A 25157-nucleotide genomic window follows, 5' to 3' on the forward strand; every position below is an offset into this window, starting at 1 on the left:
GCCCTTCGAAAAACGGGCCGACCGCGAGCAGGGGCAGGAGCAAGGCCGCGACAAGCGCCGGCATCAGCCAGCGCGGGCCAAGCGTCAGGTGCGGCGGCAACATGACGTAGAGGACCGTCGCCGCGATCGTCGCCAGCGAGGCGGGCCAGCGCGACTCTGAGCGCCGTCTTTGTTCCTGGCGATCCGGCTTGGCCGTCATGCGGGCGCTCGCGGGCGGAAGGCGCTCAGTATCCGTTGTCTGAGATGGCGCATGGCGCCATCACTGCGGTGGACATGCCGTGGATCAGCCGCTTGTCCGCCGGCACGATCGTGGCGAGGACGCCGCTGAGCTTCGCCTCGTCGCCGTTGACAAAATAATAGGGGCATAGGCGCACGCGGCCTTCCATCGTCACGACGTCGCCGGCGGCCGGATCGAAGTAGGGGATCTGCACGCGCCGGCCCTTGTGGAAGCGCTGCAAGATGTGCGGCGTCTTGTCGAACACCGCGAGCCCGCCGTCGAGCACGGCCATCCATTCGTCGCGCGTCAGGTCGTCGCCGACGTAGACGCCTTTGCTGCCCCACGACAGCTCGGAAAAGCCGGACGGCTTGACCACGTACACGCGCTCCGATTTCGACAGGTGATAGAGCTGTGTCCACGTGTGCACCGGACGGCCCTCGGCGGTCAACCCGAGCACGACCGCTTGCGGCGGCATCGGCCGCGGATCGAGGATCCAGGTCTGCGGGAAGATCTTGGCGATGCGGTCGTACGTCTCGTCGCCGATGTCAGCCCGCCATAGCGGTTCGAGCGTGGTATGGTGGAACAGCGCGAAGGTCAGCTTCTCTTCGAAGAACGACTTGGCCGGCGGCGTGATCTCCACGCGCTTGTGACGCGCCGCGTAGAAGAACAGCTCTTGCTTCGGGATGTTGAGCAGGTCGAACAGCTCGAAGAAGCGATACAACAGGTCCACGGTGCGCCGCCCCGACGGCGTGTCGATCACCAGCGCCTCTTCGGTGAACACGACCTCTTCGGGCTTGACCGTCACCGCGTCGGCGAGCCCCGCGCGGCCGAGCGCGCTCGCCAGCCAGATCATCTCGCCGCGATAGTCTTCGGACTCCTTGGAGACCACGATCGCGATGACCGGGCGCTCCTTGCCGGTGAGCGAGCGCGCCATCGAAGCGAAGCCGCGCACGATGCCGTCGAACTCGCCGACCTGGTCAAAACCGAGCTCGCAATACGTCTCGCCCATCGCGCCGACGAAGCCCATGCCGCCCGGCACGGCGTCGAGCTCTGCGGCGATCATGCCGTCGTCGATCACGCCTTCGGTGAGGATGACGTCAGGCCGGATGACGGAGGGCGTGTCCTGCTTGAAGCGGTTTTGGCGCTGGAGGCGCACGATCTGCTCCGGCTTGCCCAGCTCGAGATACTCGCGCACGAAGGCGGGCGCGGTGCCGCGCACGCTCTGGAAATAGAGCTTGTTGAGGGCGCGATAGAACTTGAGGAGGTCCGAACCGAGCGTCTCGAGGCGAAAGACGGTGGCCGGCGTGAGCGGAAACGGTTCAGGGGTGATGCGCCATGCGATCTGGGCGGCTTCGGGAGCCGCTTGCCCGGCGACGCTGCGGAACAGATGCGGCGAGAGATGTTCGCTGATGTAGCGGGCTCGCTCGACCGGCGAAGCGGGAGCGAGGACGTTGGCGCTGCAGGGCATCAGAGCGTGCGGCCGTCGGCCTGCGGCGCACGACATGTACACGCCGGCGGAAGTTTGGGGCGCTTCAGATAGCGGAAGAGATGATGGGCCATCGGGAGCGTAGACTTGGTACGTCCCGGCGGCCAATCCTGCAGTATGGCCGACTCCGCTCGTGCGAGGATTCGCGCGCGGTGCGCGAAGAAGCGTCGCGGGCTATGACGTACCCTGAGTCCGCAGCCGTCGAGGCGCGCGATCTCACAAAACGCTACGGGACGTTCGAAGCGGTGCGCGGCATCGACTTCCGCATCGCGCCGCGCGAGTGCTTCGGCTTCTTGGGCGTCAACGGCGCCGGCAAGACCAGCACGATGAAGATGATCTACTGCCGCACGACCAAGTCGTCCGGCACGCTCGACGTCTTGGGTATGGACGCGGCCACGCACCCGCAGACGATCAAGCGCCGCATCGGCGTCGTCACCCAGGAAAGCGCGCTCGATCCCGAGCTGACGGTCGAAGAGAACGTGCTGCTCTATGCGGCGTTCTTCGGCATCCGCGGCGCCGCCGCGCGCGCGAAGTGCGCTTCGTTGCTGCACACGATGAATCTGGAGAGCAAAGCGCGCGCGCGCATCGCCGAACTCTCCGGCGGCATGAAGCGGCGGCTGGCGATCGCGCGCGGCCTGGTGAACGATCCAGAGATGATGGTGCTCGACGAACCGACGACCGGGCTGGATCCGCAGGCGCGGCTGCTGATGTGGCACCTGCTGCTCGGTCTGCGCGAGCGCGGCATCACGCTCATCCTGACCACGCATTATATGGAAGAAGCGGCGCGGCTGTGCGACCGGCTGGTCATCATGGACGAAGGCAAGATCCTCGCGGCGGGCACGCCGCGCGAGCTGGTCGAGCGCTACGCAGCGGCGGACGTGCTCGAGGTCATCGGTGTCGACCCGGAGACGATCGGTCCGTTCGACGGTTTGATCCGCCGGCGCGAGCGCCACGGCGAGACCACCTACCTCTATAACGACGACAATCGCGTGCTGCTGCGCCGTCTGGCCGAGCGCGGCGTCGAGGCTGTGCGCCACGTGGCGCGCCCGGCCACACTCGAAGACGTGTTCTTGAACCTCACGGGGCGCGAGCTCGAGGAATGAACCCGCTCGCCGCGCTGTTCCACCGCAATTCGTGGAACGTGTTCCGCCGCGACTACAGCGCTTGGCTGAAGTATGCAGGATCGAGCATCGCCATCAACATCTTCGAGCCGATGGCGTATTTTCTCGCGCTCGGCTTCGGGCTCGGGGCGTACTTGACACTTGGCGCCAAAGGCTCGCTGCTGCAGTTCATGGCGCCCGGGATGCTGGGGCTCGCCGCGCTCAACGCGGCGACGTTCGACGCATGCTGGGGTGCGTTCGAGCGGCTGCATCACAACGGCGTGTACGAGTCGATGGTGACCGCGCCGGTCGATCCGCTCGAGATAGCCGCCGGCGAGTACATCTGGGAAGGCTTCCGCGCCACGCTGTACGGCGGGATCTTCTTGGCGGTCATCACGCTCTTCGGATTGGTGCACTCGTGGTGGGCGCTGCTGAGCCTGCCGCTGCTCGCGCTCACCGGCATCGTCTTCGCGATGCCCGCGTTCGCGGTCGCGATGATGGTGAAGACGCAGGAACATCTGTTCTACTATTTCTCGATGGTCGCCACACCGATGGTGATGATCGGCGGCATCTTTTTCCCGCTCGACAAAGTGCCGCACTGGTTGCAGGTCATCGCCTGGTGCACGCCGCTGTACCACGCCGTCATCGTGTTCCGCGCGTTGGTCAACGGGCAACTCTCATGGGGTCTGTGGAACCACGTGGCGTGGCTCGTGGTCGCGGGTGCGCTGCTCGCCTACTTACCGGTGAAGTTCTTACGCGACAAGCTCGCGCGTTAACCTCGCGGCAAGGACTCCTCGGGCGCCAGCGGCATCCGCCGGACACCCCGCGGGTAGATGCCGTTCGGGTTGCGCGCGATGTAATCTTCGGACAGCACGGCGAGGTATTCGAAATTCTCCATGAGCGCTTGCGTCTGGAGGACGCGGCGTCTGATCGTGGTGACGGGCAATAGCGAATTCCAGGCGGTCAGCACGACGCCGGACCACAGATCACAGGCGATCTCTCTGTCGATGATGCCGTGCTTGACGAACGCGCCGAGATTCTCGAAGAAATTGCCGACGAAGTTGATCGCCTGCAGCTCGTCGTCCAAGACGCGGCGCTCGAAGCGCGCCGCCGTTCCGGGCTGCTCGAGGAGGACCGGCAGATCTTCTTGGATGAAGCGCCGCGCCTTGAAGAACTCCGGCGATTCGATGACCTCGCGACACTCGGTGAGCGCGGAGATCTGATTGCCGCCGCGCATGTGGCGCAGCTGGATGATCGCAGTGACCGCGGTCGCGGCGATGACGACGAAGGTTCCGAGCGACGCGATCGTGCTTACAAGTTCGAGCGACAGGAACTACCTCCAGCCCGGGCTCAAGAGCCCGGGACTACATCACGTCGCGGCCGGCTCCTTCGAGAACGCGTCGCGCAGCTCGCGCTTGAGGATCTTGCCCGTGCCGCCTTTGGGCAGCGAATCGACGAAGCGCACGTGCTTGGGCACTTTGAAATGCGCGAGCGTCGAGCGCGTGTGCTCGACCAGTTCCGCCACGTCCAGCTTGGCGCCGGGCTTGAGCACGATGATGGCGGCCGGCACCTCGCCCCACTTCTCATCAGGCACGCCGATGACCGCGCATTCGAGCACCGCGGGATGATCGTAGATCGCCTTTTCGATCTCGATCGAGGCGACGTTCTCGCCGCCGGTGATGATGATGTCTTTCTTGCGGTCCACGATCGACACGTACCCCCGGTCGTCGATGGAGCCCATGTCGCCCGTGTGGAACCAGCCGTCGACGATCGAGTTCGCGGTCTCCCCCGGCTGCTTCCAATAGCCGGCGAAGACCGAGTTGCCGCGCGCGCAGATCTCGCCGACGCTGACGCCGTCATGCGGCACCGGCGCGCCGTTCTCGTCGAGGATCTCGATCTCGACCCCGGGCAAAGGCACGCCCGCGGTGGCGCGCACCGGCACAGAGGCGGTCTTGTCGAGATGCAGGTACGCGCCGGGCAACGCGGTCGTCAATATCGGCGACGTCTCCGAGAGCCCGTAGCCGCAGTGCACGACCGCGTCGGGTAGGCGCTCGTCCATCGCCCTGAGCAGCGCCGGCGGGGTCGCGGCGCCGCCGAACATGATCCGGGTCACCGCGCTCAGATCGCGCGTGCGCCATGACGGCGCGCTCATCAGCGCGACCGCCATGGTCGGCACCATGAACATCCTCGTCACGCGTTCGCGCTCCATCACTTCGAGCACGTGCTCGGGATCGAAGCGCGGGACCATGACGTGCCGGCCGCCGACCATCGTGAGCGTGTGCGGCGTGCCCCAACCGTTCACATGGAAGAGCGGGATGCTGTGGAGGATCACGTCCATGTCTGAGACGTGGACGCACGCCATCGCGGAGTACGCGTGCGTCACCAGATTGCGATGCGTGAGCATCACGCCCTTCGGACGCGCGGTCGTGCCGCTCGTATAGAAGAGCTCGGCGACGTCGTCTTCATCGATCGGCGGCGGCGAGAATTCGGCCGGCGATCCTGCGATCAACGCTTCGTAATCGGTGCCGCGCACCGGCATGTCGGCTTTGGGGTCGCCACCCATCAGGACGACGTGTTTGACGGACGGCAACGACGGCAGAATCGGCGCGAGCAGGCCGACGAGCTGGCGGTCGATCACGACGGTCGAGGCGCCGGCATCGGTGAGGATGTACGCGATGTCCGGCGGCGTCAGCCGGATGTTGATCGGCAACAGGATCGCGCCGATCTGCGGAACCGCGTAATAGCCCTCGAGCAGGCGGTGACAGTTGAACGAGATGTAGGCGACCACATCGCCGCCGTTGACGCCCATGCGCACCAGCGCGTTCGAGAACCGGTCGATGCGTTCGGCTAGCTGCCCATACGTGAAGCGCTCGGCGCCGCACACGACCGCCGTCGCGTCGCGGAACACCGTGCGTCCGCGTCTGAGGAAATCGGTCACCAGCAATGGGCTTTTCATGATCTACGTCTCTCCAAGCAAGCCGCGCAACGTCGAGAGCAGGTTGACCGCTGCAGCGTCGCGTTCGCGTTCGAGATCGGCAGCGGCAGGCGCGCCCAAGGCGGCGTTCCACGCGTGGATGAGCGCCGCCGTGCGGTAGGCCGACAGCGCCGCCGCCGCCAGTCCCGTCGAGGCGGGCTCGGCGCCCGCGATGCCGGTCGGCAATGCCGCCGCGCGCACGAGGCGCAGGCCAGCCGCTCTGGACGTGCGGCGCACGCCCTGCTCCACAGCAGCGACGTCGTCCGCGCTGAGTGTGACGTGCAATGTCGGAACGCCTTCGGGCGGCGCCGACAGCGCCAGCGGCACGACCGCTACGAGGCTTTGCTCGAAAGGCCGTGCGGACGGCGGGCCGATCGGACAGCACACGATGGCGGTTTGCAGCGCCTCGTGGTCGACCGTCGAGCTCCAGTGCTGCGCCGCCAGGCTCACTTGCCCGAGCGGCCGGTAGAGCACGAATGCGGGCGGCGCTTCGTCGGAGGCGCTGGTGGTCTGGCTGATCAACGCGTCGTCGAGCAGCTCGTCAGCCTCGGCCGCGGCAGGTAACGGCGCCGGCGCAGCCGCGCCGGCCGCGCGCCGACGCTGCTCGAGCAAGAGCATGTCGGCGGGAATGCGCCGCGTATCGCTCATCGCGCCGCGGTCCAGCGTTGCCACCACGGGCGGTTCGAACCCACCGGCGTTGGCGGGGCTGGCGCATTCGTCGCGGGCTGCGACGGCGGCAAGCGGCGCGTCGCGTCCGCGACGTCGCCCGGCCGGATGTCGCGGCTGCCGCGTTCAGCGGCGATCTCCATCGCTTCGCGCGCCAGCGCCCCGAGACGGCGCGGCACGCCGGCCGAGCGCCGCCAGATGTCGTGCACCGCAACGCTGTCGAACGGCGAGCGATCGCCCGCAAAACCGGCGCGCCGCAGGCGATGATCGATGAGGCCCGCCGCCTCCGACTCGGTGAGCGGCGCGATGTCGAGCCACACCGCGACGCGATCGCTCAAGTTCGGCCGGCGCACGATCGCGGACGCGATCTCGGCCTGCCCCGCGAGTCCGATGGAGAGCAGTTTGCGCTCGTCGAGCTGGAAGTTGAGCAGCGAGCGCAGGCTCTCGAGCAGCTCGTCCGGCAAGAGCTGGGCCTCGTCGATCAGCAAGATCGCTTGACGGCCATCGGCTGCGGTCGCTTCGAAGAGCTGATGCTTCAGATGTTCGCGCAGGTCACGCGGACCAGCGCGCAAGAGCGCGGGACTACACGAAGGGAAGCCGAGCGCTGCGGTGACCGCCTCGAGGAGCTGCGATTCGTCGGCGAACGTCGGGTCCAAGATGAGTCCGACGAGAAAGCGCGGGTCATCGACCAAGCGCTCGGTGACCGCGTTGAAGAGCGACGTCTTGCCCGCGCCCACCGGACCGAGCACGACGGCGAGGCCGCGGCCGCCGGCGAGACACTCGAAGAGGCGGCGCCGATTATTGGCCGTCGCGATCGTCTCATAGTAGAACGCGGGATCCGCGGTGTCGATAAAGGGGTCGCGCTGCAACCCGAAGGCCTCGAGCAGCATACGTCATGGAGTTCCACGCGTGCGCGCAGCGGCCCCCCGTGAACGATCAGGGCAGCGGCACGTCCTCGTGCGCCGCTTGCGCGGCTGAGGCTTGCTGCGCGTCGAAGGCGCGCATCTGCGCCTGGACCTGCAGCGCGGCGTTGAGATGCGCGGCCGCGCGCGCCGACCACAGGGCCGATTGCGCATTCGCGGCCCAGCGATGCGTGATGAGGTACTGCAGACCGTCAGAGCCGAGCGTCGCCGCCCACTGCTCGGCGTAGCCGTTGGGGTGGACGAAAGGATGCGCGATGAATTCGTTTTCGTGTCCGTTGTAGGGCGGCGCGAGGATGTGCTGCGTCGCGTTGATGTCGAGCGCTTGCGCCGACAGGACGGCGACAGCGAGCAGTATCTTGTTCCACGGCGTTATCGACAGCAGTATCACAAAAAGCGGGCTTCGGCGTTGCGTCCCGCAATGCCCGTATGGTAAGATACCAGAGCGCAAGTTTAGGATCAGAAATGCGCCATTTGCCCGCGGCCTTCGGTCGTGGGAGGTGTGCCCTCCCGGTCACACCCCGATCCTAGTGAACGGTCGCCCAGCGACTGTTGTGGCTGTCAAACGGACGGTCGAGTAAACTCGACCGCTCCATAGGGCGGCTTAGGGAAAGGTTTTCGCATGTCTTCCATCATCTCCATGAAGCAACTGCTCGAAGCGGGCGTCCATTTCGGGCACCAGACGCGCCGTTGGAACCCGAAGATGGCCAAGTACATCTTCCAAGAGCGCAACGGCATCTATATCATCGATCTGCAAAAGACCGTGCTCAAACTGCGCGAGGTGTACGGCGTGGTCAAAGAGATGGCCCGCCAAGGCAAAGTCTTCTTGTTCGTCGGCACCAAGAAGCAGGCGCAAGAGGCGGTCAAAGAAGAGGCCGAGCGCGCCGGCATGTTCTACGTGAACCAGCGCTGGCTGGGCGGCACGCTGACGAATTTCCAAACGATCCAAAAGCGCATCCAGCGCCTGCGCGAACTGGAGCGCCAGCGCGACACCGGCGTCTTCGAAGTGCTGACCAAGAAAGAAGTCGGCCTGCTCGAGGACGAGCTGCGCAAGCTGGATCGTTTTCTCGCCGGCATCAAAGACATGCCCAAGCTGCCGGACGCCGTGTTCATCGTCGATCCCCGCAAGGAGCGAATCGCGGTGCTCGAGGCGCGCAAGCTGAAGATCCCGATCATCGCGGTCATCGATACGAATTGCGACCCCGACGAGATCGATTACGCGATTCCCGGCAACGACGATGCGATCCGCGCGGTCAAGCTGATGAGCAGCAAGATCGCCGACGCGATCATCGAGGGAAAGACCGAAGCCGAATCGGCGGACTACATGGGCTCGACACCCGATGCGGCCGCTGCCGCAGCGCCTCCGGCCGGCGCCGAACCGTCGACCGCACCGCAGGCGGTGCCGGAAAGCGCTGCGCCGGCGCCGCAAGCGACGGCGCCCACGACCGAAGCGACGCCTGCAGCCACATAGAAGCTCGAGCCCCTACGAACGCGCGAACACGAACTGGGTTCGCAGCGCGTCCCTTTGCGCGCGACTCGGCGCGGCCGCACGCGTGAGAGGGAACGTCAATGATACGAGGAAACGGGACACGTGGAAATGACTGAGAAATACGTGCCGAGCGCGGCTGACGTCAAGGCACTGCGCGAGGCGACCAACGCCCCGGTGATGGATTGCCGGCGCGCGCTTGTCGAGGCCTCAGGCGACAGAGAACGGGCGCGCAAGCTGCTCGCGGAGCGCGGCCAGCAAGTCGCGGCCAAGAAGGGCGATCGCGAGGTGCGCGAAGGGTTCATCGGGCACTACGTCCATCAAGGCGGCAAGATGGGCGTGCTGGTCGAGTTGGCCTGCGAGACCGATTTCGTCGCCAAGAACGAGGTTTTCCAAAAGCTGGCCCACGATCTGGCGCTGCACATCTGCGCCTCGCGGCCGCGGTTCATCTCGCGCGACGACATCCCGGCGGCGGAGAAAGCCAAGCTCGAGATCGAGCACGACGGCAAGATCGACAAGTACTACGAGGAACACGTGCTGCTCGAGCAGCCGTTCGTGCGCGACGAGAGCCGCACGATCGCCGACCTTGTGGCCGGCGCCGTCGGCGTCCTCGGGGAGAACATCAAGATCCGCAGGTTCGCCCGGTTCGACATCGGCGAGTCTTGACATGAGCGCCGTCCGCGCCGGCGCACAGCCGGCGTACAAACGCGTCCTGCTCAAACTCAGCGGCGAAGCGTTCGCGGGCGGCGGGCGTGGCGAGCCGATCGACACGGATGCCGTGTATCGGATCGCGCACGAGATCAAAGACGTGGCCAGCAACGGCGTGCAGATGGCCTGCGTGGTCGGCGGCGGCAACATCTGGCGCGGCAAGACGGCGTCGCACGAGAACATGGACCGCGCGACGGCAGACTACATGGGCATGCTCGCCACCGTCATCAACGCGCTGGCGCTCCAAGACGCGCTCGAGAACATCGGCGTCGCGACGCGCGTCCAAACCGCTATTTCGATGCACCAGGTCGCCGAGCCGTACATCCGCCGGCGTGCCATCCGCCATCTGGAAAAGGGGCGCGTCGTCATCTTCGCCGCGGGCACCGGCAATCCGTATTTCACCACCGACACGACCGCCGCGCTGCGCGCCATCGAGATCGGCGCGGAGGCGATCCTCAAGGCCACGCAGGTCGACGGCGTGTACAGCGCCGATCCGAAAAAAGATGCGACCGCCGCGCGCTTCACCACGCTCGACTATCTCGAGGTCCTGCAGCGCGGGCTTGAAGTGCTCGACAACACCGCGCTGACGCTGTGCATGGACAATGGCCTGCCGATCGTGGTCTTCGAGCTCATGCGCGAAGGCAACATCAGGCGCGTCATCTGGGGCGAGCCGATCGGCACGTTCGTAGGGAGGGCACACGATGGGCATGCTGCCCCAGTTGTATAAAGATCTCGAGGAGCGCATGAAGAAGGCGGTCGAGACGACGCGTGGTGAGTTCGCCGCCATCCGCACCGGGCGCGCGAACAGCGCGCTGCTCGACCACGTGGTCGTCAACGCCTACGGCACGGAGATGCCGCTCAAGCACTGCGCGACGATCTCGATTCCGGATGCGCGCAGCATCGTCGTCTCGCCCCACGATAAGTCGATCACGGGCGACGTCCGCAAGGCGATCGAGTCCTCGGACATCGGCATCACGCCGAACGTCGACGGCGGCATCATCCGCCTCGTGCTGCCGCCGCTCAACGAGGAGCGGCGCAAAGAGCTCGTCAAGCTCGTGCACAAGCGGGCCGAGGACGGCCGCGTCGCGGTGCGCAATGTCCGCAAGGACGGCCACAACCATATCCAGCACGCGCAGCGCGACGGCAAGATCACCGAAGACGAAGGCCGCCGCGGCAACGAGCACGTGCAAAAGCTCACCGACCGATTCGTGGCCGATGTGGACGCGCTCGTCCAGACCAAAGAGAAGGAGATCATGGAGGTGTGAGCGTCCTGCTTGCGCCGGCTCACGAGGACCTTATCAACGCGTCGTACGAGCACGCGCGTCGCCGTTTGCACGGTGTCGACCTGTTCGTGCGCGTGCTGACGCCTATGCATCCGAGCGCGGGGACCGGGCAGTTGCACGTGGTCCGCGCGACCGAACATGGCGGCGGCCTCGAACTCGTCCTGACCTACGCGGACTACGTCCGGCTGTGAGCGTCACCGTCGCCAATCATATGGACGCCGGCCAGCGGCTGCGCCAAGAGCTGTCGCTCAAACGCATCGGTATCGGCCTGCTCGTGGCGGCGGTCGGCATCGGCTGCGTCTTCGCGCGGCCGCTGTTCGGGCTGCTGATCCTCGTCATCTGCCTGTTGAGCGTGGTCGAGTTCGCGCGGCTGACGCAGCGCGCGGGCGCGGCGGCGTCGCTGTGGGTGGCCATACCGGCGGTCGCCGCCTACGTCATCGAGACGTACTTCAACCTGCGCGTCGAACCGAGCATGGTCGTCGTGGTCGTGATCGCCGCGATGATCGCGGCGCTAGCCGGCGGCGTGGACCGTTTCGCGGTGCGCTGGGGCACGACCGTGATCGCAGCGCTGTATCTGGGCAAGATCGCGTCCTACTTGATCGCCATTCGCGGCATCAATCCCGCGCATACCGGCGCCGCGTACACGCTGTGGCTGATCATCATCGTCGCGCTGACCGACATCTCCGGCATGCTGGTCGGGCTGCAGTTCGGACGCACGCCGCTCGCACCGCGCATCTCGCCCGGCAAGACGTGGGAAGGCGCCATCGCGGCGTTCGTGATCCCGACGGTCGCCGGCACGCTCTTAGGACTGTTGCCTCAGGTCGGTGCCCCGTGGTATCTCGGCCTCACGTTTGCGGCGAGCGTTTCGCTGGCGGCGCAGCTCGGCGACTTGGTCGAGTCCGCGCTCAAGCGCAACGCCCAGGTCAAGGACTCGGGCCAACTGATCGTCGGCCACGGCGGCGTGCTCGACCGGTTCGACTCGTACTTCTTGGCGGGCGTGGTCGGGTATTCGATTCTCTTATGGTTCGGCCGCGTCACCCCCTGACGCGATGAGACGCGTCTGCGTCCTCGGGTCGACCGGTTCCATCGGATCGCAAGCGCTCGAGGTCATCGGCCGGCATGGCGACATGCTGAGCGTGGCCGCGTTGGCCGCGCGCGACAACGTCGCGGAGCTGGCGCGTCAGGCCAACCGCTTCCGGCCGGCCCGGCTATCGATCGGCTCGCCTGAACTGGTCTCGCAGCTGCGCGCCGAGCTGACCTACGAACCGCAAGCGATCGGCCACGGTGCGGGCGGCCTCTTGCAAGCGGTCGAGGGCGATGTCGAGTGCGTTCTTGCGGCGACGGATGGCATGGCCGGGTTGGACGCCGTCCTGGCTGCGGTCGATCGCGGGCTCACGGTGGCGTTGGCGAACAAAGAACTAGCGGTGGCGGCAGGCGATCCGCTATTCGCGCGCGCGCGCGCAGCGGGCGCGGTCATTCTGCCGGTGGATTCGGAGCACAGCGCGGTATTCCAGTGCCTGGCCGGCGAGCGCATCGAAGATGTCCGCCAGGTCGTGCTGACCGCGAGCGGCGGCCCGTTCTGGGAGCATAGCGCCGAGCGCATGCGCGACGTGACGCCCGAGCAGGCGCTCGCCCACCCGACCTGGGCCATGGGTCCGAAGAACACGCTGGATTCGGCGACCATGATGAACAAGGGGCTGGAGATCATCGAGGCGAGCCGTTTCTTCGGTCTGTCAGCCGATCAGCTCGAGATCGTCGTGCACCGCCAAAGCGTCGCGCACGCATTCGTCATCTTCACCGACGGCAGCGTCAAAGCGCAGCTGGCCGCGCCCGACATGCGCATCCCGATCGGCTACGCGCTCGCCTACCCGCGCCGGCTGCCCGGCGCGGACGCGACGAAGACGCGCACCGCCATCGGGTTGGGCGGCGAGACGGCGCGTCTGACGTTTGAACCATTGGACGAAAGTCGCTTTCCCGCCGTCGCGCTCTGCTTCCGCGCACTGCGAGCCGGGGGGACGTACCCGGCAGTTCTCTCGGCCGCGAATGAAGAGGCAGGACGCGCCTTTTTGCAAGGGAAAATGAAGTTCACCGATATCAGCGCGCTCGTCGGACGCGCGTTGGACGCGCACGCAGGCGGGCCGGCCACCCTCGAAGGCATACGCGCCGCCGACGCGTGGGCGCGCGAAATCACGCGCGAGAATGTCGGTCGAATGAATTCGCTCCATATATAAAGGATAGACCCCATCATCGCCCTCATCTCGTTCCCCAGTCTCGCGACGCTCGGCCAGGTGGCTTTGTTCCTGCTCGTGCTGGGCGTCCTCATCATCTTCCACGAGTTCGGCCACTTCATCTTCGCCAAGCGTTTCGGCGTACGCGTGAGCAACTTCGCGGTCGGCTTCGGCCCGACGATCGTCAAATGGACGCGCGGCGAGACCACCTATCGCATCAACGCGCTGCCGCTGGGCGGCTATTGCCAGATGGTAGGCGAGGATCAGGCCGACGACGGCAGCGCCGATCCGGGCAATTTTCAGCATCATCCGCTGTGGCAGCGCTTCATCATCATCGTCGCTGGTCCGCTGTTCAATCTCTTGCTCGCAGTCGGCATCGCGGCGGGTATCGCGTGGTCCGTCGGCATCCCGCTGGGACCGACCAATATCGTCGACAGCGTCGAAGCCAACTCGCCGGCGGCGCAAGCCGGCTTGCAGTCCGGCGATCAGATCGAGACGGTCAACGGGCAGGCGTTCACCAGCGCAAACGAGCTCATCGCGTACATCCACGCGCACCCGGACCAGACGCTGGCCGTCGGCATCTTGCGCGACGGCGCGGTCAAACACGTCGACATCCACACCGAGAAGAAGACCCTTGGCGGACACGTCGTCGGCGCGCTCGGCTTCGTCCCTCGTCAGCTTTTCGAACATCGATCGCTCGGAGCAGCGATCGGATGGGGCTTTACCAGCACCGCGGCTTTCATCTGGCTCAACGCGGTCGGGATCGGCCAGATGTTCGCGCAGCATGACATCTCCGGTCTGTCTGGACCGGTCGGCATCTATCGGGTCTTCACCCAGGCGTCGCAGTTGGGGGTGATGGAGGCGCTCGATCTGGTCGGCAAGATCTCTGCGCTGCTCGGATTCTTCAACTTGCTGCCGATCCCGGCGCTCGACGGTGGCCGGCTGGTGTTCTTGTTCGTCGAGCTCGTGCGCGGCCGGCCGGTCGATCCTGAAAAAGAAGGTCTGGTCCACCTCACGGGTTTCGCGCTGTTGATGGTGCTCGTGCTATTCGTCACCTATCACGACATCGCGATGTGGGTGAGCGGACGAGGCGGTCTGTGAAGCCGGATATCGCCTCGTCAGAAACCGCGCTGCCGCCCGTGCCGGATTGGTCGGGCGTCGCGCCGCGGGTGCCAGCTCCGCCGCCGCTGCCGCCGCGGCGCAAGACGCGGGCGGTCAAGGTCGGGAACGTCGTCATCGGCGGCGACGCCCCGGTCTCGGTGCAGTCGATGACGACCACCAAGACCGATGATTGGGCCGCGACGCTCGACCAAGTCGAGCAGCTCGCCGCGGCCGGCTGCGAGATCGTGCGCATCTCGGTGCCGGATGCGAAGGCGGCCGCTGCATGTAAGAAGATAAAGGAAGGCGCGAACGTGCCGCTCGTGGCCGACATCCACTTCGACCACCGCTATGCGCTCGCGGCCATCGAAGCAGGCTGGGACAAACTGCGCCTCAATCCAGGCAACATCCGCGACCCGCAAAAGGTGCGCGAGGTGGTCGGCGCGGCCAAGGCTCGCGTGATGCCGATCCGCATCGGCGTGAATCTGGGCTCGCTCGCGCCCGACATAATCGAGCGCTACGGTCGCACGCCGGCGGGCATGGTCGAATCCGCGCTGCGCCATATCCGCATTCTCGAAGAGCTCGATTTCCGCGACATCGTCGTGTCGCTCAAGGCGCATGACGTGCGCGTCACCGTGGCGGCGTATCGCGAGATGGCCAAGCACGTCGACTATCCGTTCCATCTCGGCATCACCGAGGCCGGCACGACGCGCACCGGCACGGTGAAGAGCAGCGTCGGGCTCGGCATGCTGCTCGCCGAAGGCATCGGCGATACGATACGCGTCTCGCTGGCCGCCGACCCGGTCGAAGAAGTGCCCGTATGCTGGGAGATCCTCAAGTCGCTCGGGCTGCGCGAACGCGGCGTCGAAATCACGGCATGTCCGTCGTGCGGGCGCGTGCAGGTCGACATCTTGCGCCTCGCGGACGCGGTCGAAAAGATCACGGCCGAGTACAAAGCTCCTGTGAAAGTCGCCGTCATGGGTTGCGCCGTCAATGGGCCGGGCGAGGCGAGCATGGCCGATGTCGGCATCGCCGGCGGCAAGGGGATGGGCCTGCTCTACCGCGACGGCGTCATGGTCCGCTCGCTGCCCGAGGGCAAACTGCTCGACGGCCTGCGGGAAGAGATAGAGAAGGTCATCGCGGAACGCTATCCCCAGTATCTCTGACCAGTTCGCGTATCGTTCGCGGCGGCCGAGTCGTCGGGTCGGCCTTGCTCGGGGGCTTCGGTCCGTCGCCTGCCGGCTCCGGACAAGTCGCTCCCTCATTCGCCGCGCTTCTTCGGACCAACGGAAGCGCGGCTCTTCAGAGCCCTCGCCCAGGCCGACCCGACGACTCGGCCGCCGAAACGTCAGGTAATGCAAGAGAAAAAGCAAGTCAAGAGCATTCCGCCCAAGGCGGACGATCTCTCCGAATGGTATACGCAGGTCTGCCTGCGCGCGCAGCTCGTGGATTATACGCCCGTGCGCGGCTGCATCGCGCTGCGGCCGTACGGATATGCCATCTGGGAGCTCATCCAAGGTGAGCTCGACCGCCGTTTCAAAGCGACCGGCCATTCCAACGCATATTTCCCGCTGCTGATCCCCGAAAGTCTGCTCGTCAAAGAAGCCGAGCACGTCGAAGGGTTCGCGCCTGAAGTCGCGTGGGTGACCCAGGGCGGCGGCGAAGTGCTCACGGAGCGCCTCGCGATCCGGCCCACGTCCGAGGCGATCATCGGCACGATGTACTCGCGCTGGATCCAGTCGCATCGCGATCTGCCCGTGCTCATCAACCAGTGGTGCAACGTGATGCGCTGGGAAAAGGCGACGCGCCCGTTCTTGCGCACCCTCGAGTTCTTATGGCAGGAAGGCCACACCGTCCACGCGACCGAGGCGGAAGCCGCGCAAGAAGTGCAGCGCATGCTTGAGATCTATCGCGAGGTCGCGGAGGACGTGCTCGCGCTGCCGGTCATCAAGGGCCGCAAGAGCGAAAGCGAAAAATTCGCCGGCGCGGCGGCCACGTACGCGATCGAAGCGCTGATGCCCGACGGCAAAGCCCTCCAAGCCGGCACGTCGCACGAATTCGGCCAGAATTTCTCAAAGGCGTACGACATCACGTTCACCGACGTCGACGAAAAGGTGAAACACGCGTATACGACCTCGTGGGGCGTGTCGTGGCGCATCATCGGCGGTCTCATCATGGCCCACGGGGATGACCGCGGCCTTATCTTGCCGCCAGCGGTCGCGCCGCACCAAGTCGTCATCGTGCCGATCGTGAAGACCGGCGATGAGACGGTCATGCCGGTCGCGCGGGTGGTCCGCGACGAGATCGCGCAGCACGCGCGCGTCCTGCTCGACGACCGCGATCAAAGCCCCGGGTGGAAATTCAGCGAATGGGAGATGCGCGGCGTGCCGCTGCGCGTCGAGATCGGGCCGCGCGACGTCGCGCAGAACAGCGTGACGGTCGTGCGCCGCGACATGCCGGGCAAGACCGTCGTGGCGCTGCCCGAGATCGCGGCGCGCGTGCCCGCGATCCTGGAAGAGATCCGCCAAGCGATGCTCGAGCGCGCGCGCGCGTGGCGCGACGCGCATACGATCGAGGTCACCGAGCGCGCCGCGTTCGTCGAGGCGCTCAAGCGCCAAGACGGCTTCGTGCTGGCGCCGTGGTGCGAGCGGCCGGAGTGCGAGCTCGACATCAAGGGCGAGACGAGCGCGGTCAGCCGCGTGATCGCGGGGCCGGCGCAACCCGGATCGGCGTGCGCGTACTGCGGCCAGCCGGCGCACGTCAAAGCGTATTTTGCCCGATCGTATTAAGCCCTTGCTCGCGAGCGCACTCGCGCTGATATCCGTCGGTCGAGTAAACTCGACCGCTCCAAGCGACTTGGCCCACGGATCTCCGCCGGTGGCGGCGATCCTCATGTACCATCACGTTTCCGATCGCGTCTTGCCGGGCCCGTACGCAAAGGCGCTGACCGTCACGCCGGCCCAATTCACGAAGCAATTGAACTTCTTGCGCACGAACGGCTGCGAGACGGTCACCGTCGACACGATCGTCGCCGACGTGCAGGCGCACGCGCTGCGCGGCTGCGAGATCGCGATCACCTTCGACGACGGCTACGTCGACGACGTGGGCGCGGCGCGCGCGCTGACCGGCGACGTGGACACGGCGACGCTGTACATCAGTTCCGGGCTTGTCGGCGCGACCGGGCACGTGACCAAAGCGCAGCTGAAGGCGCTCGCGGACGAGGGGCTGCAGATCGGCGCGCACACGGTCAACCATGTCGATCTGACCACGCGCGACGATGCGCAGGCGAGGCGGGAGATCGGCGGATCGCGCGCCAGCCTTGCGGCCTGGTCAGGCACGCCGGTGGACAGTTTCGCGTATCCCTCCGGCCGCTACGACGCGCGCATCGAGCGGCTTGTCCGAGGCTTTGGGTTTCGCAACGCGCTCACAACGCAACCGGGGCCGCTCGCGGGCGCCGGCGTAGCGGACCTCTACGCGCTGCCGCGCTACCGCATCGAGCGCGACAGCGGCAGTGCGCTGATACGGCGCATCGTCGGAGCGCCGGCGCGACGCGGGGCATCCGCGCAAGAGCTGCGGTCGATCGCGCGCGAGCGGGTTGAGGGGAACGACCCGGCGCTCGCCGAACGCATCGGCGCCGCTCTCCTGGACGCGTCATATCCCGAACCGTTGCTGAAGGTGCGCGTGCTGCGCATCGGCGATGCGGCGTTCGTCGGGCTTATGCTCTCCGGAGTGAAGCTGCATGCGCATGTCGACCGCGACCAGTTCATGGCCGATGTCGGCGGGATGATCGACCGCGCCTTTGACGCGCGGCCGGACATCGCAGAGGTGGACGTGTGGGCCGTCACGCCGCTGCGGGTGCAGCCGTCCGCGCCGGTGTCAGGTGACTACGCGGTGCCGACGTCGCGCACCGTGTTCTCGGCGGCCGTCACACGCGCGCAGACGCAGACGGCCCTCACGCGCCGGCAGATGTTGGGAACCATGTATTGGGCACCGAGTTTCTTAGAGGAAGATCCACGATGAGCGCCGAGCCCCACTACGCCATGACCATGCTGCGCAACGGCGTGCGCGTGATCACCGAGCACATGCCGCTGGTGCGCAGCGCGAGCCTCGGCCTCTGGGTCGGGGTCGGCTCATCGCATGAGGCGGCGCCGCTGCGCGGCATCAGCCATTGCATCGAGCACATGCTCTTCAAGGGCACGCGTTCGCGGTCCGCGCGCGACATCGCCGAGTTCATGGACTCGGTCGGCGGTAACCTGAATGCGTTCACGGACAAAGAGACGACCTGCTATCATGCGCGCGTCGTCGATTCATCGGTCGACGTCACGCTCGAGCTGCTCGGCGACATGTTCCTCAACTCGGCGTTCGATCCGATGGAGCTGCGCAAAGAGCAGCAAGTGATCCTCGAAGAGATCCGCATGTACGACGACTCGCCCGAGGAAGTGGCCCACGATCTGTTCATCAGGTCGGTGTGGGCGGGCAGTCCGCTCGGAGAGCCGACCATCGGCTACGAAGAGACGGTGACGGCGGTGACCCAAGAGGCGATCCGGTCGTATATGCGCGAGCGCTACACGCCGGGCTCGGTCGTGCTCACGGCAGCGGGCAACGTCGATCACGAGGCGATCACGGCGCTTGCGCAAGACTTGTTCGGCGAGATGAAGGGCGACACGGTGCCGGCAGATCCGCCGCAGCCGCAATTCACGCCGGCCAGCGTCGTGCGGCGCAAGGATTGCGAGCAGGTCTACCTGCTGTTCGGCGTCGAGGGCACGAGCGCCAAAGACGATCGCCGCTACCCGCTTACCCTGCTCGACACGATCCTCGGCGGCGGCATGGCCTCGCGCCTCTTCCACGAGATCCGCGAGAAACGCGGCCTGGCGTATAGCGTCTACTCGTCGCACAACCCGTATCGCAACGCGGGCCTGATGACGATCTCCGCCTCGACGTCGCCCAAGAACGCGCGCGAAGTGGTCACGCTCGTGCGCGAGGAGCTGTCGCGAATGGCGCAACACGGCGTCACCGACGACGAGCTGACGCGCGCGAAACAGCATGTGAAGGGCGGCTTGCTGCTCTCCCTCGAGAGCACGAGCACGCGCATGCTGCGCCTCGGGCGCTCCGAGCTCAACGTCGGGCGCCACGTGCCCGCGCAGGAGATCATCGAACGCATCGACGCAGCCACCAAAGAGCAGGTCGAGGCGCTGGCCGCGACGCTGTTCTCGCCCGAGCGCGTCGCCCTCACGGCCGTCGGCCCGGTAGACGAGCACTTCGGCGAGGACGCGCCGCTGCTCCAAGCCTCGGCGTAAGCGTGCACGAACAGCCGTCGGCATGAACCCTGGCGTCTTCGTCATCGTCACCGCGCTGTTGTACATGTTCGCGACGGCGCTGCAGATGGGCACCAACGCGGCGCGGCTCGCCGGCGTGCGCACCAAGCGCGTGGCCACCGGCCTCACGCTGTTCAACCTGTTCGGCACGACGGGCCGCTTCTTGAATCTGTTCTATCTGCCGCTGATCGGCAGCCTCGCCGACAAAGCCGGCGCGCTGCACGATCCGGGCCAGTTCGACCACGACATGCGCTGGGTGATGGGTGCCGCCACGATCGGCATCGTCATCGGCGGCGCGCTCGTACCGTGGGCGGCACGCACGCTGGCGCGCGGCATCGCGTCATTCGAGCGGCGCGGCTCGCTGCTGCACGCGCTCTTTCAACTCGCGCGCCCGAGCGTCCTGATGTCGGTGCTGCGCGACTTCGAACTGCCCACGCTTTCGATGTTGCGCTACAGTCCACGGAACCTGCCAAAAGGCTTCTTGGTCTGGAATATCGTCGTCATGGCGTTCTGGGTGGCCGGACCGCTGGCCGCCTACTACGCCGGCGTGCTCGAACCGGACTACCGATTGACGGCTGCGTCCTTGTCGGGTCTCATCACAGGCATCTCCACGCTCACGTTGACCTACATCGTCGACCCGACATCGGCCCTGCTCACCGACCAAGCCGCGCATCAGATGCGACCCGAGTCGGACATCAAAGCGATGATCCTGTATCTGGTGCTCACCGCGTTGATCGGCACGCTGGTCGCGCAGCTGCTGCTCGTCCCGGCAGCGGACATCATCGCGCTCGCGGCGAAATGGGTGAACAATGCCCATATCCACCTCTAAGGCCGCGGCGGCGATCTGCGTCGCCCTTGCGAGCTGTGCGCTCGCGCTCGGCGGCTGCAGCGCGTCGCTCAAGGACCGCATCGTGGACCTGCGCAACGCGCAAGCAGACGCGGCATTGCAGACCGACAATATCGTCGAGGCTGAAAAGGAATACACACTCGCGCTTGCGCTGGCCCCCAACGACGAGCACGCGCGCACGGGCCTGGCCAAGGTCGCCTATCTGCACGCGAAGGCCGACATCGACGCCGGCGACATCGACGAAGCCAATATCGAGATCCAAAAGGCGCTCAAGTACGCGCCAAAGGATGCGTCGGCGTTGGACCTCGCGTCGGCGATCGACCAGGCGCGCATCAGACGCGACATCGTCGTCGCGAACTTCCCGACGTACAAGGCCTCAAGCGACGCGATCCGCGAGCTCCTCAAAGCCAATGCGCTGGCCAACAAGAACATCGAGCTGCAGCTGCACGATTTCAACACGGATTATGACGTCACGCATCTGCGCAAGGCGATCGCGCTGTCAGCGGACCTCGAGGACGAGGATCATCGCGTGACCCAGCGGCTCATCGCCTATCGCGCGCAAATCGAAGCGGGCGAACCCGGCGCGACGCGCATCCAATCGACCGAAGAAGTGCCCGGCTTACTGCCTATTCCCTGAGCGATCAGTACGTGGGGCAAAGTGCGCTGAGAGCGGCTTCGGCGCTGGCGAGAGGCGCTGGCGACGTGAATGTGTAGCTGAAGTTATACAGCATCTCGCCCTGGCGGAAGAAGTACACGACGGAGTTCCGCCTGTAGGGCATGTCCGGCCGGGCGATCCCCGTCGCGAGCAAGCGCTTGGCTTTCTGTCCGCACATCGTGCTCTCGTCGACCTTCGCAATCACACCCGGATAGGCGGCGAGATGGTTGACGACAAAACTGGCGGTCACAGCGGGCTGGCATTCAGTGCAGTGGAGGCGAGCTGCGATCACAATGCTCGTCGTGCCGTCCGGCTCCGTTCTCTCGTATCGCGCATACTCGGCAGGGTCCGTAGAGCTCGTCGCATGCCACGGCGGCGGTAGAAAAGGGCTTGTCGCCGCGAGCGTAGCGGCGATAAACACAGAGAACACGGCGTGGTCAGGCGCAGCCGACGTGGCCGCATTGGCATGGCCCTTCGCCACGCCCGGCGCCCTCGCCGGCGCAGTAGTCGGAGCAATACTGCGCGGTCGAATTCGGATCCAGCTCGCAGCCGCACACCTCATTGGCGCAATCGCGCTCCGAGCCCATCTCGCGCTCATCCTCGAGCCGCTTCTCCATCACGCTACCTCACTTGGATCTAGTCATATCGTATACCGGCCATGCGGTGGTCGTCGGCACCTGCTCGAAGCGCTGCAGGTATGAGTACAGCGCGGGGTTGGCCTTGACCCTGCCCGGCTCGACCGCGACGAAGTAGCGCGCGCCCTTGCGCACCGCACTCTCCATGTCGAACGGCGTCCACAGCAGCGGATCTTCCTCCCAGCCCTTGCGGTTGATGAGATAGAGCACGTCCGGGCCGTAGTGCCCCATGACGATGATGCTTCCGGGCGCGAGCGTCTTGTCGAGCGCGGTCGCCGACGCATAGACCTGACGGCTCCACGTGTAGTATGGATGGATCTCCAGCATGCCCGCATAGGTCGCGATCGCGACCACCGCAGCGATCGCGGCGCAGCTCCACGCTGAGGGCGCTTCGACGCCTGCGCGCTCGAGCAGCACGTCGAGCCCAAGCCCGGCCAGGAGAACGGCCAGCGGAAGCCACGGCAAGAGGTAATAGTCGACGCGCTCGACGTTGACCACGACGAAGGCGTAGAGCGCGAGCACGGCTGCCCAGGAGACGAACAGCCAAACGCGCGGGCGATCGAGCGATGCGGGCACGACGGCGAGCACAAGCGCGCCGAGGAGCATCAGCGTGAATAGAACCGGACCCAAGATCGTGGTCGAAAGCATGTGCACGAGATCGAGGGCCGAGCGCAACCCGGCGAGGAAGGCACCCGGGCTAGTTAGCTCCGCGCGCAGCGCCGGCAACACGTGCTTTTGCGTGATGCCGCTGAACCAATGCCACTCGGCGATCGAGCTGACGTGGCGGAAGTACAGGACGAACGGCAGTGCGGTCGCCGCGACGAAGACATAGGGCGACCAATCGGCCAGCGCGCGCCATCCGCGCCGCGCGAGCAGCACGGCGACGATCGGGGCGAGGATGAGCAGCGCCGGCGGTTTGGCGAGCCAGGCCAACGCGCCGAAACCCAGCGCCGCCACGAAATCAGCCGGCGCGCGGCGCTCGCACCAGCGCCACCAGAACAGCAGCGTGCCGGTCATGAAGAACACCATGACGCTGTCGGGCGTGACCGTGCGCCCGTAGTAGACCGCTCCGGGCGCGACGGCGAGCAACAGCGCAGCCAGCAACCCCGCGCGCGCCGAACGAAGCTCGGCACCGAGGAAGAAGACAAGCACGATCGTGCCGAGGCTGAAGAGCACGACGAGAAGACGGCCGATCGCCGGGTGGACTCCGAAGACATGATAGAGCTGGGCCGCCGCAAAGGGCACGATCTGCAGCTCGAGCTCGACGTAGTTGGGCGGCGGGCCGTCGTAGTCGACCTGCGGGTACAAGATGTCGTTGCGCAGCTGGGCGAAATTGCGGGCGATCGCCGCCTGATCGCCCTGGCGCCAGCCCGGGTGGTCGAGGATCGGGTCGCGGATGTGGTAGAGGCGAAGCAAGAGGCCGAGCACGACGATCGCGGCGAGTGCGAGAGCGGTTAGGCGCGCCTGGTTCACGCTTGGTGTTCGGCCGGCCGATGCGTGTGGCGGAACGTCCAGTACTTATTGAAGAAGAAGTTCACGCCCATGCCGCCGACGGTGCCGCAGAGCCAGATGAGCGAGTTGCGCAGCGCGAACGCGCCGAGATGCTTGTCGAGCTCGCCGGTGATGAGGATGCCCAAGACGAGCGCGATGGCCGAGACGGTCAGGAATTGCGCGAGCTCCTTGCCCATGTGCCCGCTGGAGCGGAACGTCCACAGCCGGTTCCACCAATAGTTGTTGACCCCGCCCAAGATGAAGCCGATCGAGAACGCGAGGCGCAGGTCGAGGTGGAAATGCAGCAAGATATGGAAGGCGATGAAGCTCACGACCGCCCCCGAAAGCCCTACGATCGCGAACTTGACGAACTGACGCACGCCGCGGCGCGCCGTCAACCGGCCTGCCAGGCTCACGCGAGCCAGTACCAGTCGGCGAAGAGCACCGTGAACAAGCCGAGCAACGGCAAGAACAGCGAGACGATGGCCGAGTTGACGATCGGCCGCCGCCCCCACAGCGCCATCAGCATGAACGCCGGAAACACCACAAGCTCGAAGCGCGGCATGCTCATGAGGCTTGAGGTCGACATCGGCACGAGCAGCGAGGCCGCGAAGTACCACGAGTACGAGGGCCGCAGCAACCGGAACGAGACGATCATCAGCACGAGAAATGCAAGCGTGAAGACCAGCTCGATCAGGTGGTTGACGGTCGAAGGCGACGCCAGCGGATGCGCGCCGATCAATCGTATGGTGTTGAAGATGCTCACCCACGGAAACGACAGATGCCGGTTCCAGTCGACCTGGATCTTCTGGAACGCCATCGGATCGCCGACCAACGCGTACAGATATCCCATGTATATCAGCAGGCCGGTCGGCACCAGCGCGAGGCCGATGAGGCCGCGGAACAGCGCCGTGCTTTGTCCTTCGCGCCAGCCGCGCCACACCTCGTACAACAGCGGCAGCGCGACGAGCACGCCCTCGACGCGCGTCAGCGCGGCGAGCGCGCCGACGAGGCCGCTGGTGATGAAGTTGCCGCGGCGCGCATAGTAGACCGACGCGACGGTGAGCGCCAAGAAGAGCGACTCGGTGTAGACCGCCGAGAAGAAGATGGCGGTCGGGAAGATCGCGATATAGAAGATCGCGTGGAACGCGGTGGTATCGTCGCCGAACTCCTTTTTGGTGAGCGCGTACAGATAGGCGAGCGCGACCAGGAACGCGACGTTGGAGATGAGCAGGCCGGCGATGAGGTTATCGCCGAGCAGCTTGCCGACCAGATGGATGAGCAGCGGATAGAGCGGGAAAAACGCGATGTCTTTGCCGTGATACCCGAACTGCGCGATATCGAGATAGTGTTGCGCATCCCAGCGGCTCCAGACGTCGAGCGCGAGCCCATGCTGAGGCGACCAGTGGTGGCCGGCGCGCTGGCCGATGACGATCGCCGCCACCGAGGCGATGATGATCAAGGGCACGCGCGTGGCCGCGAAGACGCCGGTGACGAGCCTGACGGTACCGACGAAATACGCGAGCGCCGCGACTTTGAGCGCGATAGAGGAGAGCACCACAAGGGCCAGCACGAACGACGCCGATCCGACCGTGCCCGGCACTTGCAACACGTACAACCACAGCGCGAGGAACGGCAGATAGCTGACCGCATCCGCCTGCAGCATCACGTCGGTGTCGACGCTCGCCCACTCGCCGACGACGCTCGAATACAGCGCCCACACCAGCAGTGCGCCGAGCGCGCCGGCGACCAGGAAGACCAACAGGGCGAAATCGCTGGTCGCGGCGCGGGCGTGCGATGCGGCGACGTACCAGCCGAAGAATCCGGCGCTCGCGCCGGCGGCGGCGATGACCAGTGCGGCATAGCGTGCGGCGGTCGGTATAAAAGAGAAGGGGCCAGCGGTGGTGCGCGTGGCCCGGATTCCCGGCTGACGAGCGGCGTGTTGCACTGCATCCATCTTTCGCCGCGCCGCGCGCTGCCTCCTAACCTCAAGCCGCTGCGGCCACCGCGCAGCCCAGGGATTCAGGGGCGCTTGGTAAATTGGCGGG

28 protein-coding genes are annotated in these 25157 nt (G+C 66.1%); 16 read left to right on the forward strand and 12 right to left on the reverse strand.

All coding sequences use genetic code 11. The annotated features are described in order from the left end of the window. The coding region (locus tag VKF82_08005) for a hypothetical protein (protein HME82003.1) at nucleotides 1-199 on the reverse strand (199 nt) is incomplete at its 3' end. Nucleotides 200-224: 25 nt separating this feature from the next. After that, entirely contained in the window at nucleotides 225-1685 is a 1461-nt protein-coding gene (locus VKF82_08010) for a hypothetical protein (GenBank protein ID HME82004.1), read from the reverse strand. A 194-nt stretch (nucleotides 1686-1879) separates the two neighbouring features. Here VKF82_08010 and VKF82_08015 point away from each other — a divergent pair, with 194 nt between their 5' ends. Beyond that, nucleotides 1880-2806, forward strand: coding sequence for an ATP-binding cassette domain-containing protein (locus VKF82_08015; GenBank protein HME82005.1), 927 nt, complete (start codon nucleotides 1880-1882; stop codon nucleotides 2804-2806). After that, nucleotides 2803-3579 (forward strand): ABC transporter permease, encoded by a 777-nt coding sequence (locus tag VKF82_08020; GenBank protein HME82006.1) that lies wholly within the window; start codon nucleotides 2803-2805, stop codon nucleotides 3577-3579. Before VKF82_08015 ends, VKF82_08020 begins: the two co-directional genes overlap by 4 nt. On the opposite strand, the gene VKF82_08025 is transcribed toward VKF82_08020, so the two are convergent. From VKF82_08025 to VKF82_08045, 5 genes are all read right to left on the reverse strand, one after another. Next, nucleotides 3576-4040: a hypothetical protein gene (locus tag VKF82_08025; GenBank protein HME82007.1), complete on the reverse strand. Its 465-nt coding sequence runs from the start codon at nucleotides 4038-4040 to the stop codon at nucleotides 3576-3578. The two genes, VKF82_08020 and VKF82_08025, sit on opposite strands and share 4 nt — an antisense overlap. A gap of 132 nt (nucleotides 4041-4172) precedes the next feature. After that, the gene (locus VKF82_08030) at nucleotides 4173-5759 is read right to left on the reverse strand and encodes a fatty acid--CoA ligase (GenBank protein HME82008.1); all 1587 of its coding nucleotides are present in this window, start codon (nucleotides 5757-5759) and stop codon (nucleotides 4173-4175) included. 3 nt (nucleotides 5760-5762) lie between these two features. Then, nucleotides 5763-6449 carry a hypothetical protein gene (locus VKF82_08035; protein ID HME82009.1) on the reverse strand — a complete coding sequence of 229 codons (687 nt, stop codon included), beginning with the start codon at nucleotides 6447-6449 and terminating at the stop codon, nucleotides 5763-5765. After that, complete coding sequence (locus VKF82_08040; protein ID HME82010.1) at nucleotides 6422-7333, reverse strand: AAA family ATPase; 912 nt, start codon at nucleotides 7331-7333, stop codon at nucleotides 6422-6424. Before VKF82_08040 ends, VKF82_08035 begins: the two co-directional genes overlap by 28 nt. 46 nt (nucleotides 7334-7379) lie before the next feature. Beyond that, nucleotides 7380-7754 (reverse strand): hypothetical protein, encoded by a 375-nt coding sequence (locus VKF82_08045; protein ID HME82011.1) that lies wholly within the window; start codon nucleotides 7752-7754, stop codon nucleotides 7380-7382. A 231-nt stretch (nucleotides 7755-7985) separates the two neighbouring features. On the opposite strand from VKF82_08045, the gene rpsB reads away from it, so the two are divergent. The 14 genes from rpsB to VKF82_08115 all read left to right on the forward strand — a co-directional run bounded on the left by rpsB (nucleotide 7986) and on the right by VKF82_08115 (nucleotide 20965). Beyond that, the gene (gene rpsB / locus VKF82_08050; GenBank protein ID HME82012.1) at nucleotides 7986-8834 is read left to right on the forward strand and encodes a 30S ribosomal protein S2; all 849 of its coding nucleotides are present in this window, start codon (nucleotides 7986-7988) and stop codon (nucleotides 8832-8834) included. A gap of 126 nt (nucleotides 8835-8960) precedes the next feature. Next, the gene (locus VKF82_08055) at nucleotides 8961-9515 is read left to right on the forward strand and encodes an elongation factor Ts (GenBank protein HME82013.1); all 555 of its coding nucleotides are present in this window, start codon (nucleotides 8961-8963) and stop codon (nucleotides 9513-9515) included. 1 nt (nucleotide 9516) lies between these two features. Further along, complete coding sequence (pyrH, locus tag VKF82_08060) at nucleotides 9517-10284, forward strand: UMP kinase (GenBank protein HME82014.1); 768 nt, start codon at nucleotides 9517-9519, stop codon at nucleotides 10282-10284. Further along, entirely contained in the window at nucleotides 10259-10822 is a 564-nt protein-coding gene (frr, locus tag VKF82_08065) for a ribosome recycling factor (protein HME82015.1), read from the forward strand. Before pyrH ends, frr begins: the two co-directional genes overlap by 26 nt. After that, nucleotides 10819-11031 carry a hypothetical protein gene (locus tag VKF82_08070; protein HME82016.1) on the forward strand — a complete coding sequence of 71 codons (213 nt, stop codon included), beginning with the start codon at nucleotides 10819-10821 and terminating at the stop codon, nucleotides 11029-11031. The genes frr and VKF82_08070 overlap by 4 nt, the downstream gene beginning before the upstream one ends. Then, nucleotides 11028-11885 (forward strand): phosphatidate cytidylyltransferase, encoded by an 858-nt coding sequence (locus tag VKF82_08075; GenBank protein HME82017.1) that lies wholly within the window; start codon nucleotides 11028-11030, stop codon nucleotides 11883-11885. The genes VKF82_08070 and VKF82_08075 overlap by 4 nt, the downstream gene beginning before the upstream one ends. Before the next feature lie 4 nt (nucleotides 11886-11889). Next, entirely contained in the window at nucleotides 11890-13071 is a 1182-nt protein-coding gene (dxr, locus tag VKF82_08080) for a 1-deoxy-D-xylulose-5-phosphate reductoisomerase (GenBank protein HME82018.1), read from the forward strand. Nucleotides 13072-13128: 57 nt separating this feature from the next. Beyond that, the gene (locus tag VKF82_08085; GenBank protein ID HME82019.1) at nucleotides 13129-14169 is read left to right on the forward strand and encodes a M50 family metallopeptidase; all 1041 of its coding nucleotides are present in this window, start codon (nucleotides 13129-13131) and stop codon (nucleotides 14167-14169) included. Continuing rightward, a complete protein-coding gene (gene ispG / locus VKF82_08090) occupies nucleotides 14166-15332 on the forward strand; it encodes a flavodoxin-dependent (E)-4-hydroxy-3-methylbut-2-enyl-diphosphate synthase (protein HME82020.1) in 1167 nt (388 codons plus the stop codon). The genes VKF82_08085 and ispG overlap by 4 nt, the downstream gene beginning before the upstream one ends. Before the next feature lie 189 nt (nucleotides 15333-15521). Beyond that, nucleotides 15522-16955, forward strand: a complete 1434-nt coding sequence (gene proS / locus VKF82_08095) for a proline--tRNA ligase (GenBank protein ID HME82021.1) — start codon at nucleotides 15522-15524, stop codon at nucleotides 16953-16955. 4 nt (nucleotides 16956-16959) lie between these two features. Continuing rightward, nucleotides 16960-18186 carry a polysaccharide deacetylase family protein gene (locus VKF82_08100; GenBank protein ID HME82022.1) on the forward strand — a complete coding sequence of 409 codons (1227 nt, stop codon included), beginning with the start codon at nucleotides 16960-16962 and terminating at the stop codon, nucleotides 18184-18186. Continuing rightward, nucleotides 18183-19463 (forward strand): pitrilysin family protein, encoded by a 1281-nt coding sequence (locus tag VKF82_08105; GenBank protein HME82023.1) that lies wholly within the window; start codon nucleotides 18183-18185, stop codon nucleotides 19461-19463. The genes VKF82_08100 and VKF82_08105 overlap by 4 nt, the downstream gene beginning before the upstream one ends. A 22-nt stretch (nucleotides 19464-19485) precedes the next feature. Then, nucleotides 19486-20310, forward strand: a complete 825-nt coding sequence (locus VKF82_08110) for a DUF2837 family protein (GenBank protein HME82024.1) — start codon at nucleotides 19486-19488, stop codon at nucleotides 20308-20310. Continuing rightward, entirely contained in the window at nucleotides 20291-20965 is a 675-nt protein-coding gene (locus VKF82_08115) for a hypothetical protein (GenBank protein HME82025.1), read from the forward strand. The genes VKF82_08110 and VKF82_08115 overlap by 20 nt, the downstream gene beginning before the upstream one ends. A 4-nt stretch (nucleotides 20966-20969) precedes the next feature. Here the strand turns inward: VKF82_08115 and VKF82_08120 are convergent, their stop codons facing one another. The 5 genes from VKF82_08120 to VKF82_08140 all read right to left on the reverse strand — a co-directional run bounded on the left by VKF82_08120 (nucleotide 20970) and on the right by VKF82_08140 (nucleotide 25057). Further along, entirely contained in the window at nucleotides 20970-21233 is a 264-nt protein-coding gene (locus VKF82_08120) for a hypothetical protein (protein ID HME82026.1), read from the reverse strand. Nucleotides 21234-21420: 187 nt separating this feature from the next. Next, a complete protein-coding gene (locus tag VKF82_08125) occupies nucleotides 21421-21603 on the reverse strand; it encodes a hypothetical protein (GenBank protein HME82027.1) in 183 nt (60 codons plus the stop codon). 6 nt (nucleotides 21604-21609) lie between these two features. Continuing rightward, on the reverse strand, nucleotides 21610-23091 hold the full coding sequence (locus VKF82_08130) for a glycosyltransferase family 39 protein (protein ID HME82028.1): 1482 nt from the start codon (nucleotides 23089-23091) through the stop codon (nucleotides 21610-21612). Next, complete coding sequence (locus tag VKF82_08135; GenBank protein ID HME82029.1) at nucleotides 23088-23525, reverse strand: GtrA family protein; 438 nt, start codon at nucleotides 23523-23525, stop codon at nucleotides 23088-23090. The genes VKF82_08130 and VKF82_08135 overlap by 4 nt, the downstream gene beginning before the upstream one ends. Then, nucleotides 23522-25057 carry a mannosyltransferase family protein gene (locus VKF82_08140; GenBank protein HME82030.1) on the reverse strand — a complete coding sequence of 512 codons (1536 nt, stop codon included), beginning with the start codon at nucleotides 25055-25057 and terminating at the stop codon, nucleotides 23522-23524. The genes VKF82_08135 and VKF82_08140 overlap by 4 nt, the downstream gene beginning before the upstream one ends. Nucleotides 25058-25157 lie beyond the last annotated feature (100 nt).

The sequence above is a fragment of the Candidatus Eremiobacteraceae bacterium genome, from assembly GCA_035314825.1.
In the GTDB taxonomy this organism is placed as follows: Bacteria; Vulcanimicrobiota; Vulcanimicrobiia; order Eremiobacterales; family Eremiobacteraceae; genus JAFAHD01.